15 protein-coding genes are annotated in these 13410 nt (G+C 63.5%); 9 read left to right on the plus strand and 6 right to left on the minus strand.

Annotated features, from left to right (window positions below; genetic code table 11):
* Positions 1–108 precede the first annotated feature (108 nt).
* From DS839_RS24035 to DS839_RS24045, 3 genes are all read right to left on the minus strand, one after another.
* Positions 109–924: a L,D-transpeptidase gene (locus tag DS839_RS24035; RefSeq protein ID WP_368911876.1), complete on the minus strand. Its 816-nt coding sequence runs from the start codon at positions 922–924 to the stop codon at positions 109–111.
* Between the two features lie 116 nt (positions 925–1040).
* Positions 1041–2264 (minus strand): aspartate kinase, encoded by a 1224-nt coding sequence (locus DS839_RS24040; protein WP_119273036.1) that lies wholly within the window; start codon positions 2262–2264, stop codon positions 1041–1043.
* Between the two features lie 3 nt (positions 2265–2267).
* Positions 2268–3425 (minus strand): penicillin-binding protein activator, encoded by a 1158-nt coding sequence (locus tag DS839_RS24045; RefSeq protein ID WP_119273037.1) that lies wholly within the window; start codon positions 3423–3425, stop codon positions 2268–2270.
* A 68-nt stretch (positions 3426–3493) separates the two neighbouring features.
* On the opposite strand from DS839_RS24045, the gene rsmI reads away from it, so the two are divergent.
* Genes rsmI through DS839_RS24065 form a run of 4 tightly spaced genes read left to right on the plus strand, consistent with a single transcriptional unit; the run spans position 3494 to position 6648 of the window.
* Entirely contained in the window at positions 3494–4396 is a 903-nt protein-coding gene (rsmI, locus tag DS839_RS24050; protein ID WP_119273038.1) for a 16S rRNA (cytidine(1402)-2'-O)-methyltransferase, read from the plus strand.
* On the plus strand, positions 4356–4736 hold the full coding sequence (locus tag DS839_RS24055; protein WP_119273039.1) for a YraN family protein: 381 nt from the start codon (positions 4356–4358) through the stop codon (positions 4734–4736). The genes rsmI and DS839_RS24055 overlap by 41 nt, the downstream gene beginning before the upstream one ends.
* A 2-nt stretch (positions 4737–4738) precedes the next feature.
* On the plus strand, positions 4739–5680 hold the full coding sequence (gene gshB, locus DS839_RS24060; RefSeq protein ID WP_119273040.1) for a glutathione synthase: 942 nt from the start codon (positions 4739–4741) through the stop codon (positions 5678–5680).
* Positions 5680–6648: a DUF2806 domain-containing protein gene (locus DS839_RS24065; protein WP_119273041.1), complete on the plus strand. Its 969-nt coding sequence runs from the start codon at positions 5680–5682 to the stop codon at positions 6646–6648. Before gshB ends, DS839_RS24065 begins: the two co-directional genes overlap by 1 nt.
* 357 nt (positions 6649–7005) lie before the next feature.
* Here the strand turns inward: DS839_RS24065 and DS839_RS24070 are convergent, their stop codons facing one another.
* Entirely contained in the window at positions 7006–7212 is a 207-nt protein-coding gene (locus DS839_RS24070) for a hypothetical protein (protein WP_119273042.1), read from the minus strand.
* An 83-nt stretch (positions 7213–7295) separates the two neighbouring features.
* Between DS839_RS24070 and DS839_RS24075 the strand changes: the two genes are divergently transcribed.
* The 3 genes from DS839_RS24075 (at position 7296) to DS839_RS24085 (ending at position 10178) form a co-directional block, all read left to right on the plus strand.
* Positions 7296–7952, plus strand: a complete 657-nt coding sequence (locus DS839_RS24075) for an SOS response-associated peptidase (protein WP_119273043.1) — start codon at positions 7296–7298, stop codon at positions 7950–7952.
* A 126-nt stretch (positions 7953–8078) separates the two neighbouring features.
* Positions 8079–9611 (plus strand): YifB family Mg chelatase-like AAA ATPase, encoded by a 1533-nt coding sequence (locus DS839_RS24080; RefSeq protein ID WP_119273044.1) that lies wholly within the window; start codon positions 8079–8081, stop codon positions 9609–9611.
* Positions 9612–9617: 6 nt separating this feature from the next.
* Positions 9618–10178, plus strand: coding sequence for a hypothetical protein (locus DS839_RS24085; RefSeq protein WP_119273045.1), 561 nt, complete (start codon positions 9618–9620; stop codon positions 10176–10178).
* A gap of 13 nt (positions 10179–10191) precedes the next feature.
* Here the strand turns inward: DS839_RS24085 and DS839_RS24090 are convergent, their stop codons facing one another.
* Positions 10192–11247, minus strand: coding sequence for an alpha/beta hydrolase family protein (locus DS839_RS24090; RefSeq protein ID WP_119273046.1), 1056 nt, complete (start codon positions 11245–11247; stop codon positions 10192–10194).
* Between the two features lie 102 nt (positions 11248–11349).
* Between DS839_RS24090 and DS839_RS24095 the strand changes: the two genes are divergently transcribed.
* Together DS839_RS24095 and DS839_RS24100 are read left to right on the plus strand one after the other, a co-directional pair.
* Positions 11350–11736, plus strand: coding sequence for a ribose-phosphate pyrophosphokinase (locus DS839_RS24095; protein ID WP_119273254.1), 387 nt, complete (start codon positions 11350–11352; stop codon positions 11734–11736).
* Between the two features lie 323 nt (positions 11737–12059).
* Entirely contained in the window at positions 12060–12356 is a 297-nt protein-coding gene (locus DS839_RS24100; RefSeq protein ID WP_119273047.1) for a hypothetical protein, read from the plus strand.
* 86 nt (positions 12357–12442) lie between these two features.
* Here DS839_RS24100 and DS839_RS24105 read toward each other — a convergent pair whose 3' ends face one another.
* Positions 12443–13339: an EamA family transporter gene (locus DS839_RS24105; RefSeq protein ID WP_119273048.1), complete on the minus strand. Its 897-nt coding sequence runs from the start codon at positions 13337–13339 to the stop codon at positions 12443–12445.
* Positions 13340–13410: the final 71 nt, after the last annotated feature.

Genomic DNA, 13410 nt, shown 5'->3' on the forward strand with positions numbered 1-13410 from the left:
TTTGGTAGGTCCCGACCCGATGAGAACGTGGTTTGGCTCTGTGAGGGAAAGCTACCTTACAGCGGACATGATCATTAAGTCCGAATCTGGTCCGAAGCGGACATCCGCCTACCAATCGTCTTGCCCCCAAAACAAGTCGAAAATCGATCTTCGATACCTTCGACGGTAATAACGTCTATAGGCCGCGTAGCGGTTTCTATTGCGGCGTCTCCTCCGCGCTTGTGCAATTTTGTTGGATCGCCTCGGCTTCTGAACTACAGGCCGGGTACTCGGAAGTACGACGACCTTGGTCCCCGGCGCCACGCGATCGTACAATTCAACCACGTCTGCATTCAGCATGCGGATGCAGCCCGAGGAGACGGCCTTGCCAATCGATTTCGGATCGCGCGTGCCGTGAATACGAAAGAGCGTATCGGCGCTGCCTTGGAAGAGGTAGAGGGCTCTCGCACCCAGTGGGTTGCGAGGACCGCCCGGCATGCCCCTGCGCCACCTGCGTGCCTCCTTGTCGCGGTATTGCATTTCCTTCGGCGGGAACCACATCGGCCATTTCGTCTTGCGCCCGACCATTGCCGTGCCAGACCATCCGAATCCGTCACGCCCGACGCCAATGCCATATCGCTTGGCCTGACCCGATTCCAGCACCAGATAAAGAAAGCGATCGTCGGTATTGATGACAATCGTGCCGGGCAGTTCGGCGGTCGCATAGCTGACCAATTGCGGCCAAAATGCGGGATCGATCGACTTATACTCATCGATTGAAACAGGGAACCGCTCTGGTTCGCTGAGTGGAGGTGAGGGATGTGGAGGAGTTGAGCCCTCCTGTTCGCCTGGCGCGACAGGAGGGAGAACATATGCACCAAGCTTCCTTGTCCCAAGGCAAAGCGCGCAAGCTGCTCCCAAGGTCGCGAAAATACGCCTGTTCATTGTCATCATCCCTGGAGCCCATCCTAGCAAATAAATGATGCACTTCCCAATGAAGTGTGGCTGAGGATTTCCAATCTGCCGCAGGCGGCTCCCGCCCGCCGGAAAACCTGCACGGGTCAAGGAACGCGCGGCGCTCCGGATTCGATGAAGTGCGCGTGCAGCGCGCGCGAGGCTTGGGCGACGTCGGCGTCGGGCACTAACCACGTGATGCGGAAGGACGAGGTCGAAATCCCGCTGCACGGGATTTCTGCACGGCGCAGCACCGACAACCCCGCGCGCACATTCGCGTAGGTGGCGTTGATGCCGGCGCCGATCGCGCTCACCGCGCCGAGGCCGCTGATGAACGTGACGCGATCGCCGAAGCGCGCGTGCATGGCCCGCTCAACGCCCGCGGCGTCGTGGAGGTTCTCGCGCGAGACGACCAGCGCGGCGTGGGCAGTGTTGGTCGGCACGTAGAGCTGCTTGCCGGCCACGTGATGCTCGTCGAGGGCGGTGAGCAGGCTCTCGGCGCCGGCATCGGATTCGACCACGAGCACGTCGCGCTCGCTCGCGACGCCGACAACGGTGCCCGGCATCCGAGGCGGGTTCTTGCGGACGACAGTGCCGTCGGCGGACGGATCGGCGCCCGGCAAGGGACCGCTCGTCGCGCGGGCGTAGATCGCGATGCCTCGCTCCTTGGCGAATTCGACGGCCTGGGCGTTCAGGACCTTCGCTCCCGACTCGGCCATCTCCTGCGTTTCCTCATAGGAGAGCGTGCCGATGCGCCGTGCCTGCGGTACGACCCGCGGGTCGGCGGAATAGACACCGTCGACGTCCGAGCAGATCTCGCAATACTCCGCGTCGAGTGCCGCCGCCATCGCGACCGCGGTCGTATCGCTGCCGCCCCGGCCGAGCGTCGTCACCTCTCTCCTGTACGACACGCCCTGAAAACCCGCGACGACGACGATCTTGCCGCGTGCCAGTTCGTCCTGGACGCGATACGGCCGCACTTCGATGATGCGCGCGTCCACGTGCCGATCGTTGGTGATGATGCCCGACTGGCTGCCCGTAAAGCTGATGGCGTTGCCGCCCAGCTCGCGGATGGCCATCGAGAGCAGCGCCATCGAGATGCGCTCGCCCGCGGTCAACAGCATGTCGAGCTCGCGACGATCGGGGGCCGCGGAAATCTGCTTGGCCATGCCGAGCAGCTCGTCGGTGGTATCGCCCATCGCCGACACGACCACGACGACGTCGTGCCCCGCCTTCTGCGTGCGCACGACACGCTCGGCGACGAGGCGCAATTTCTGCAAGTCGGCGACGCTGCTGCCGCCGTACTTCTGGACCACGATGGCCGTGGCCATCGCCTAGAATCCCGCGCCGAAGCGGCTCGGCGGCTGCGCCACCACTTGCGGTCCGCTCGCGGACATTTCGAGGATGGCGAGGCCGCGCTCGATGAGGCCGTTCTGGCGGAAGCGGAAGAGGCCGTTCTGGCCCTGGAAGCCGCTCGAATCGGTGATCGCGGAAGCGGAGAAATCTCCCTTGCGGGCAAGCCCAGAGGCGAGGCTCACCGCATCATAGGCGAGGCTTGCGATGCGCGGCGGGCTCGATCCATAGGCGCCCGAATATTTGCTGTTGAAGCGCTCGACGAGGTCGGGCGAGACGCCCGCATACCAGCCGCCTTGCGCGATCGGCGTCGAGCGCGTGACGCTGTCGTCCCAGAGGCCGGTGCCGAGGATGGTCACCTTTTGCGGCGTCACGCCATTCTGCTCGAGCGTGGCGCTCAAGCTTCTCAGCGCATCGCCGCCTTCCGGGATGAGGAGCGCATCGATCTGGCGGCTCGGATCATTGATGTCCTGGGCGATGCGCTGGGCCGCGGAGCTGCCGGCCTGGCCGCGCGCAAAGGGCTGCGATGCGGCGATCTGGACGTCGCTGGCGCCCGCCTGGCGGGTCAAGGCCTGCTGGACGTTGCTGCCATATTGCGTCTGCGGATAGAGCAGCGCGATCTTGCGCTTGCCCTGCTGCGCGGCATAGCGCACCACATTCGCCACCTCCTCCTCGGGCAGGAAGCTCATGAGATAGGTGCCCTGGCCGGCGACGTTGCTTGCCGATGAGAAGGCGATGACATTGGCGCGCCCTTGCGCGACCTTCTTGACCGCCTGGACCTCGGGGGCGAGAAGGGGACCCAAGATGATCTCCGCCCCTTCATTGAGGGCGGCCTGGGCCGCGGCCTGCGCGGTGCCGGCGTTGCCGCCTGAATCCTTGGTGATGAGGGTGACGCCGCCGCCGCCGGTATCGGTCAGAGCGAGCTCGGCCGCCTGCTTCATCGCCTGGGCGATGCGCTTGGTCTCGCCCGGACCCGAGAGCGGCAGGAGCAGAGCGACCTTGCGTCCCGACGCCGCCTGCCGCGTGAGCTGCTCGCCCTTGACGCCGGCATCGTTGAACATGTCGGCCATCTTGGAATTGGTGCAGGCGGCGAGCATCAGCGAAATCAGGCCGAGCAGCACGAAGCGCCACTGCCACAAGCCTTCACGAGGCGCTATAGATCCACTCTGTCCGTTCAATGTCCCCAACTCCACCCCCAACTCGACCCATGTCCGCCACAACCGCAGCCGACCGTCGCTATAGCATAAAAGGGGCTGTTTTCGAGGCCGAAAGGCTGGCGCCCGGCCTCCATGTGACGTCGACACCAATTGGTCATCTTGCCGATATTTCGTTAAGGGCGGTTAACGCGCTCGCCGCGGCGGATGAGATACTGTGCGAGGATACGCGGGTCACGGGGAAATTGCTCCAACGCTACGGCATTAGCACCAGGCTCGTGCCCTATCATGATCACAATGCGGCGAAACTGCGGCCCCGCATCCTGGCCGAGCTTGCGGCGGGCAAGGCCCTGGTGCTGGTGAGCGATGCCGGGACACCGCTTATTTCCGATCCGGGCTTCAAGCTCGCCCGCGCCGTCATCGAGGCGGGCCTGCCGCTCCATGTCATTCCGGGCGCCTCGGCTCCGCTGGCCGCTTTGGCCTTGTCGGGCCTGCCGTCCGACCGCTTCATGTTCTGCGGCTTCCTGCCGGAGAAGCAAGGCGAGCGCCGCCGCCTGCTGGGCGCTCTCAAAACCGTGCCGGCGACGCTGATCTTCTTCGAGAGCCCGCGCCGCATCGAAGCCGCCCTTGCCGATATCACGGAAACGCTGGGGCCGCGCCCGGTGGCGGTGACGCGCGAATTGACCAAGCTCTATGAGGAGGTGGTGCGCGGGCCGGCGCCGGAAGTGGCCGCCCAATTGGCCGAGCGCGAGACGATCAAGGGCGAGATCACCCTGGTGGTGTCGCCGCCCCTCGATGAAGCGCCGGCGCCGGAAACGATCGATGAAGCTTTGCTCGAGGCCTCGGGCCACATGCCGGCCGGCAAGGCCGCGGCCGAGGTCGCGCACCGTTTCGGTCTCGCCAAGAAGGAGCTCTATGACCGTCTCCTCGTCCTCAAAGACAAGAAGGCGCAATGAGCGCCGCGGGCGCTGGGCCGAGAGCCTGGCGCTGGCGAGCTTGCGTCTCAAGGGCTATCGCCTGCTGGCGCGGCGCTTCAAATCGGGCGCGGGCGAGGTCGACCTCATCATGCGCCGTGGCGAGGTGACGGCCTTCATCGAGGTGAAGGTGCGCGGCACCGCCGATCTCGCGGTCGAGGCGGTGACCGATTTCCAGACGCGCCGGATTGCTGCCGCGGCGCGCATCTGGATGGCGCGCGATCCCAAGGCCGCCCTCGGCATCTGCCGCTTTGACATCGTCACCATCTCCCCCTACCAGTGGCCGCACCACATCCCCAACGCCATCATCGTGGAAGACTGAAAATGAAACTTCGCGTCGCCGTGCAAATGGATCCGATCGAGAGCATCGATATCGCGGGCGACTCGACCTTCGCCATCATGCTCGAGGCGCAAGCGCGCGGCCACGATCTCTTCTACTACCAGCCCAAGGCGCTGGCGCTCAAAGGCCGCACACTCAATGCCTCCGGCCATCCGATCAAGCTGCGCGACGAGAAGGGCAGTCACTTCACTCTTGGAGGGCCTGAGCGTGTCGATCTCGGCACCTTCGATGTCGTGCATATGCGCCAAGACCCGCCCTTCGACATGAACTACATCACCATCACCCATATGCTCGAGCATATTCATCCCAAGACCCTGGTGGTGAATGATCCGAAAGAGGTGAGGAACGCGCCGGAAAAGCTCTATGTGATGGAATTCGCCGATCTGATGCCGCCGACGCTCGTCACTCGCGATCCACGCGAATTGCTGGAGTTCCGCAAGGAGCATGGCGAGATCATCCTGAAGCCGCTTTACGGCAATGGCGGCGCCGGCGTCTTCCGGCTTGCCGGCGAGGACCAGAATTTCGGCTCGCTGGTCGAGCTCTTCACCCAGAGTTTTCGCGAGCCCTTCATGGCGCAGCGCTATCAGCCCGAGGTGCGAAAAGGGGACAAGCGCATCATCCTGGTCGATGGCGAGTTCGCCGGCGCCATCAACCGCGTGCCGGCGCTCAATGAGCACCGCTCCAACATGCATGTCGGCGGCAGGCCGGAGCCGACGGTGCTCACCAGGCGCGAGGAGGAGATCTGCGAAAGGCTGGGCCCCGATCTCGAGAAGCGCGGTCTCATCTTTGTCGGCATCGACGTGATCGGCGATTATCTGACCGAGATCAATGTCACCTCGCCGACCGGCATACGCCAGGTCAAGAAGTTTGGCGGCGCCGATATCGCAAGCTTGATCTGGGACGCGATCGAGCGGAAGCGGTCATAGTGAAACAAGATGATCCGCTGGGCCATGAGATCTCGGTAGCGGACGAGCTTGCAAGGCGAGGCATCAAGGGCGGCCTCAACAAGCGGGCGGTCGCAGCGATAGATAGATTGCTCGGCGATGCGGTCGATTTTCTGCGCGTGCCCGGTGACGGCCATGAGGGGCGAAAGGGATCGGAGGAGGCGGCCAAATCTGTCGAGGCCGGTGGACAGGAGATCTTCGGGCCGATTCTCGCGGCGCATTATCGCGAGATTTTTGCGAAGCATGAAAACCGGCAGGCCGTCGTCATGCAGGCATTGGACGTGCTCAAGCAGATGGCGAACGCGCCGGACACTGAGCGGGGCGCCGCCGATCCGATCGGCGATGACTGGCTGAACTTCTTCGCCGCCTATGCGGAGAAGGCGGCGAGCGAGAATCTGCGACAGACCTTCGGGCATATATTGAGCGGCGAGATCCGCAAGCCTGGCTCCTTTTCCTTCTCCACGCTCCGGATCGTTTCCGAGCTCGACCCAGGGTCGGCGAGCCTGTTCCAGCGCATCGCCTCACGCGCCTTCTCCATGGATGCGAAGGACCCGACGCCTTCCGCCGTGCTCAAGCCTGAGGACCTCAGGGGCCCCTATCTCCACGAGATGCTCAAGCTCGAGGCCCTGGGCCTGATCCAGGAAGTGGGCGGGGATTTTGCGATCTCCACCAGCAAGGCGGAAGCCGGCGCCCAGATCTGGATCAGATTCGGGCGGCTGCTGTTGCGTGGCGAAATGAAGAAGAAGGTCTATTTCAGCCTGCAGCTTGTGAAGCTGACCGATGCCGGCGCCGAATTATGCTCGATCCTTCCGATGGATCATCAGGGCGGGGCGCGGGAAGTCGGCGGCCTGATGGCGAAGCGCGGCCTGGAGGCGTCCATCCACGTGATCACCGGCGTCAGCAAGGGCGACGTACTCTATCGGACACCGGGCGAGGCGGTCAGGGCTTAGCTGTCTGGGGCTCGTGCTCGCCCGGCTTGATGATCGACGATAGAACCAGTCAGCGGACTATTAGACGACTCAGAGGCCGCCTCTTCCTCTGTCGGTCGGCAAGATGCCGGGCGCGAAGTAGTCCGCTTGGCCCGTGAGAGACAACGCCAGCTCATCGACAGCCTTCACCACGGCATCGCACTTCGGCCGCATGTCCGAAGAGAAAGTTTGCGCTTGTCCGTACTTCAACGACCATTTGCGTGCGCGTTCAAGAGCATCAAGGAGCGTGGGCAACTCTGTGGGACTGAAGCTTGGACGCAACGGACGCCGCACCATGAGGGATCTCTCTGCGATTTTCGGAATGTCTCTCGGCAAGGCTCACGCCCGCGCTTGGTGGTCCACAACGTTGAGATAGCCCACCAGCTCCCCAGCCACACCGTCTACGGCAGCAATGAGGCCCTCGCAGCGCTTCCTCAATGCCGAGTCGTGATGCTCTCCCCGCTCGCGGGCAACCGCGAGAATGCGACATTCGGCCAAGCCCTGGAAGAAATGCTGGCTGTCGGAAAAGGACATCGGGCGGGGCATGAGCGGTGCACCTCCTTGGCTTGACTCTGGTTCATTTCGGGACTAGAACATACAGAGAACAATGAGTCCAGAGGTTTGTCAGTATGTGTGGACGTGTTCGTGATCCGAGCATTGAGGAAGTCTCTCAGCTCAAGCTCAATCCCTTCCGTGGTAGGCAGTGGCGCGAGAAGCTTCACAGTGAGTGGCGGCCGGGCTCAGACGTGCCTGTATTGGTCCTTGCGGACGGCGCTCGCGAGATAGAGCGCATGCGGTGGGGCCTCGTGCCGGCGTGGTCCAAGTCAGACCTCCTTGAGTATTCGACTTACAATGCTCGCTCCGAGGGCATCCACGAGACGCCGACCTATCGCGGCGCATGGCGGAAGGGGCAACGCTGCCTCTTTCCTGCCGAGGGCTTTTACGAGAAGAAACACTTCTTCAGCCTGCGAGACGCGAAGCTCATGACCTTTGCGGGACTATGGGATGAGTGGAGAAGCCCTATCACTGGCGAGATCGTGAGGAGCTGCACCATCATCACCACGGAGCCCAATGAGCTTGTAGGCAGAGTGCACAATCGCATGCCCGTCATCATCGCGGCCAAGGATCATGGCAAATGGTTGGGCGAGGAGCCGGCCGCAGAGGATGAGTTGAGAGCGCTCCTCAAGCCCTACCCTGCGGACCTCATGACGGTATCGCCAAGCCTTGGCATTGTGGCCCGCCCAACGCCTGACTCTCCGAGAGAGAGCCAGTTACCCCTATTGTGATCCCTTATTTCGTTTGAATGTTGAAAGTGTCCATTGGGCGCAAATCTCAACCCACAATGTTCTCTAAATGTTCTTGACTGACCGGGAGGACTGATTTACGCTGTGGAAGCTCACCCGGGGGCTTTCATGACGGCGCATGCAACGACGGTCGCCTTCCAGGGCATCGAGGCTGTGCCGGTCGATGTCCAGGCCCAGTTCCTGTCGGGCCAGGTCCAGTTCAACATCGTGGGCCTCGCCGACAAGGCGGTGGTGGAAAGCCGCGAGCGGGTCCGGGCGGCGCTCTTCGCCGTGGGCCTGGCGCTGCCCGGCAAGAGGCTCGCCGTCAATCTCTCGCCCGCCGATCTCCCCAAGGAAGGCAGCCACTATGACCTCCCGATCGCGCTTGCCGTGCTTTCGGCACTGGGCGTCCTGCCGCAGGACTTCCTCAACCGCTATCTGGTGATCGGCGAGATGGGCCTCGATGGCGCGCTGGGGGCCGTCACGGGAGCGCTCCCTGCCGCCATCGCCGCCAATGCCAGGGGTCTCGGCCTCATCTGCCCCAGGGCCTGCGGACCCGAGGCCGCCTGGGCCGGCGATGAGGTCGATCTCCTGGCGCCGCAGACCATCATCCAGATCCTCAATCACGTGAAGGGCACGCAGATCCTGTCACGCCCCAAGCCGGGCCTCGCCGAGGATCAGACGCGGTTGCCCGATCTCAAGGACATCAAGGGCCAGGAGGCGGCGAAGCGCGCGCTCGAGGTCGCGGCCGCCGGCGGCCATCATCTGCTGATGGTCGGCCCGCCGGGCGCCGGCAAATCCATGCTGGCCCAGCGCCTGCCGTCGATCCTGCCGCCCATGGATGCGCGCGAGATGCTGGAGACGAGCATGATCGCCTCGCTCGCCGGCGAATTGCCGGACGGCAAGGTGACGCGCAAGCGCCCGTTCCGCTCGCCGCATCATTCGGCGAGCATGCCGGCTTTGGTCGGCGGCGGCCTCAAGGCGAAGCCCGGCGAGATTTCGCTGAGCCACAATGGCGTGCTGTTCCTCGACGAATTGCCGGAATTCCAGCCGCGCGTGCTCGAAGCCTTGCGCCAGCCTCTCGAGTCGGGCGAGACGCAGGTCGCGCGCGCCAACTACCACATCACCTATCCGGCGCGCTTCCAATTGGTCGCGGCGATGAACCCCTGCAAATGCGGCATGGCGGGCGAGCCCGGCCATGTCTGCGCCAAGGGACCGCGCTGTGCCGGCGATTACCAGGCGCGCCTGTCAGGCCCGCTGCTCGACCGCCTCGACATCCAGATCGAGCTGGGCGCGGTGCGCGCCGCCGATCTGGCGCGGCCGGTTCCGTCGGAAGGCAGTGCCGAGGTCGCAATGCGCGTCGCCAAAGCGCGCGAGCGCCAGCGTGAGCGCTTCGCGCGCCTCGGCCTGCCTGAGCTCAGGACCAATGCGCAAGCCGATGGCACGCTGCTCGATGAGATCGCCACACCGGACGAGCCGGGCTTGCGCATCCTGCATGAGGCCTCTGATGCGATGATGCTTTCCGCGCGAGGTTATCATCGCGTTCTCCGTGTCGCCCGCACTCTCGCCGATCTCGACGGCGAGGAGCGCGTCGGCCGCCTCCATGTCGTCGAGGCGCTGAGCTATCGCCAGAAACTCGCCGCCTTCCGCCAGGCGGCATGAAGGATCATGATCCCCGCCGGTTATATGGCAAAATTTGTGGCAGACTGCCCCGATTGGCTCGGAGCGGCCGGGGTGGAGGATATCTATTCCGTCAGCGGATGCGTGTCGCACTGCTTCGCGGATTATTACAGTGCGTGGAAGCATAACGGATTCTGGCTCTTCGATTCGATCGATGTCATTCTGCGCCTTGCATCGGAAAAAGGGATCGATCTGAAAGATGCCAAATTCTTCTATTACGAAATCCATGAACGACAGTTCGATGAGGATGGCACTGAAGAAGTGATGCCGGCACCCGACCTCGCGTTTGCTACCAACGTCTCCCTGCCGGAAACGAAGACTCTCGAAGGCTTCGACGTCGTCACCTTCAATGCCGGCGCCGGTCCGGAATGTTCGCCGCTTTCATGCAACGGCTTGGCGAAAGATCATGATGTCAACCGACATTGCTTGCTGGCATCGCTCGATGAAGCGATCATTCTGCTGAGGAAGGGTGCCTTCAAAGATTCCGAGCCGGGTCCCTATCGCATTTTTGCGGTGTATTCCGTGCAGACCGCCTCGGCCGCGCGGTAGCGGAGTGACAAGCTCACTCGGGCGGCAGTGACTTCGCCAGAAAGGTTATGATCCTCTGCGCCACGTCGCGATGGATATCCGCCCGTGCGCGTCCACCGCCATCTTTGCAGACAATGCCCTCGCCGGGTGCATTTTCCTCGATGAGGTCGACGGCGCCCGGCTTGCAGATTTGCAGGAAGCTGAAATGCAGGGCATCGGCAATCTCCGCAGTGGTCGTTGTCGATTGGGGCAGGTATTCGGCGAGATAGCGCGAATCCTGGTTGGTCGCGGCGACCTCGGCTTTTGCTGCTTCATCCTTGGCGATATCCACTCCGGCGGCGATGACGAGGAAAGGTATGTGGATGTCATCGAGGCTTTCGGGCGTGAAGCCGCGGGCGAGGCCGAGATCGAGCGTCACCACCGCACCGATCCGCGCATCGCGCAGGTCGCTGCCGAGCTTTTCCGTCGCAGCGGCGCTGCGGCCGATGCCGAGCCCGGCGAAGAGCTTGCAGGCGATGGCGCCGAAGCGCGTCTCGCAATCCTGCGTCACCAGCCCAGCATCGAAACGTGCGCCGGCAAGCTCGGCGACCGTCCAGCCGCCGAGCGAATGGCCGATGGCGGCGATCCGCGTCGCGGCGATGCTCAGGCTGTGATCGGCGAGCAGGGCGTCGAGGACGCGGCTCAGATCGCGCGGCCTTTCCCACAGCCTTGCCGCCTTCTCGGGATCCCGGTCGAAGGTCGTGGTGCCGGGATGATCGACGGCAGCGACGACATAGCCCTCACGCGCCAGCGCCGCCGCGAGCCAGCTCAGATTGCGGAAGCTTCCGCCAAACCCGTGCGACAGGAGGACGAGAGGGTGAGAGCCATCTGCCGCCTTGGCATCCCTGACGGCCGAGACCCCATAAAACACGGGGTTCTCGGCGACCGATATCTCAGGCCTCGCGTCCTTCGTCGGATACCACAGGGCCACATGCAGCGGCCGGCTCTCATCCGGCTCGGTGATCTCCCTGAAGCCGATCCGATCGTCGGCGTACGCGGCGGGCAGGGCGAAGACGGCGAGCAGCATGAGGGAGAGGACGAATCTGAGCATGAGAGCCTCCGGGGAGATGGCGAGGCCTTCCTGGTCCAACTTCACCCCTTGCGAGACCTCGAACGCGATCGAGGTCGTGCTAGTCTCAGGCTCATGGGCAGGATGAGAGACAGCCACGCCTCTTTCGATGAGCTTCCCGGCACACCGGTGAGCGACATCGGCGCGGTGCGCACGCTCTTGATCGCGGCCGCCAAAGCGCGCCGCGACGTCAGCTATGCGGAACTGCTCATGGAGCTTGGCCACCGCTTCAGCCGTCCCAAGATGCGGGCCCTCTGCCGCACTCTCGATGCGATCGATGAGGCCGGCCGCGAAGCGGGTGAGCCCGAGCTTGCGGCCCTGGTCGTGCGCGAGTCCGACCGGCTGCCGGGTCAGGGCTGGTGGGTCGGCAAGGTCTATCGGTTGAGCTATGAGGGACCCTGGACCGGCAAGGAAGCGCTGGCCTTCGTGCAAGGCCGGCAGAAGCTCGCCTTCGATTACTGGAACAAGTAAGCCTGTGCAGTCCTCCGAAGCTCGTAAGAGCGTAGAAGGACAGAAGCTTGCTTTTGATTATTGGAACAAGTGAGCGTGTTTAGTCCTCCGAAGCTCGTAAGAGCGTAGGAGGACAGAAGCTCGCTTTCGATTACTGGAACAAGTAAGCTTGTGCAGTCCTCCGAAGCTCGTAAGAGCGTAGGAGGACAACGCTGTCCCGCACAAGGGACCTTTTGCCTCTTGACATCGTGGGCCAAACGGTGATTTGGAAAATATCAGAGTGCCCGAAGTCCATGGCCGGACTTCAAAGGCTTGGCACTCTCCCTCCCAAAAGGAACCGTCACATGACCAGCACGCTTTGCCAAAGCGCGGCGCTCGACCGCATCGTCGCGCCATGGGCGGCGAAGATCGCCGCGTTCTTCGCCACCATCGTCGAAACCATCCTGGCGATCGTGCATGAGCTCAGCGCCTGTTGCCGGGAGGCCTCGCCGCTGCGCCACAAAGCGGGCTTCCTGCCGCCTGCGGTGAGCGCGCTCCATCTCCTTGTGCGCAAGCGTTCGCCCGATTTCGAGCGAGCCGTCATGAAGCCCGAGGCAAAGGATATTGAAAGGGTATTTGAAAGGGTACTGAAAGGTATTTGAAAGGGGTATTGAAAGGCTGTTGAAAGGGTAAAGCTATTGGCAGTGAGGGCCTGCATGCCCGCACGTAAAGAACCGGCGACAGAAGCCTAGCCAAGGGCCCTCTGCTCCTCGCTCGAGGGCTCGGCCGGGCTCTCAATATCCGCCGGCCGGTGCAGGCCGACGCCCAGGATCACCAGGAAGATTCCCGCGAGATCGAGGGGACCCGGGATCTGGCGAAGCACGATGGCGCCCGTCACCGCGGCGATGGCCGGCAGAAGGGTCAGCATCAAGGCGAAGCTCGCGCGCGGCAAGCGCGCCATCGCCAGCTGGTCGCAGATATAAGGGATGACGGATGAGGAAATGCCGACGCCGATGCCGGCGAGGATCAGGAGCGGCTGCGTGGCGAGCTTGGCGACATCGCTGAAGCCGAAGGGCGAGGCGACGATGAAGGCGACACCCATGGCGGCCCCGAGCCGCGCAATGCCCGATGCGCCGCCTTGCCTGGCGATCGAATGGCCGACAATGACATAGAGCGCGAAGAGGAGCGCGTTGGCGAAGGCGAAACAGAGTCCCACGAGATCGCCCGCGATCTTGAAGCCGATGAGCAGGAACACGCCCGCGACCGCGAGCCCGAGCGCCAGGAAATTGCGGGCGCTGCGCAGGCCGATGAGCGCCACCGCGATCGTGGCGGCGAATTCGATGGCCGCGACGGTCGCGAGCGGCAGCCGCTCGATCGCGAGATAGAAGGTCATGTTCATGGCGGCCAGGATGACGCCGAGAAGCAGGATGAGCCGGCGTGCCTTGGGCGCAGCCTCGGCGATGACCCGCCAGGGCGGCAGCCACAAAGCGAAGATCACGGCGGCCGAGGCGATGCGCAGCCAGGCGACGCCCAGCGGCGAGATCTGGCCGAAGAGCAGCACGGCGAAGGAGGGGCCGAGATAGTGAAAAACCGCGCTGATCAGGAAAAAGACATGCGGGGGTAAGGACGTGGCGAACCGGTTCATGCCCGGAGAATGGCCGGTTTCGCACAAGTTTGGACTGGTATATGTAGCCGACAGGGATAAAATGCGGAGAA

This window comes from Taklimakanibacter deserti, from assembly GCA_003574785.1.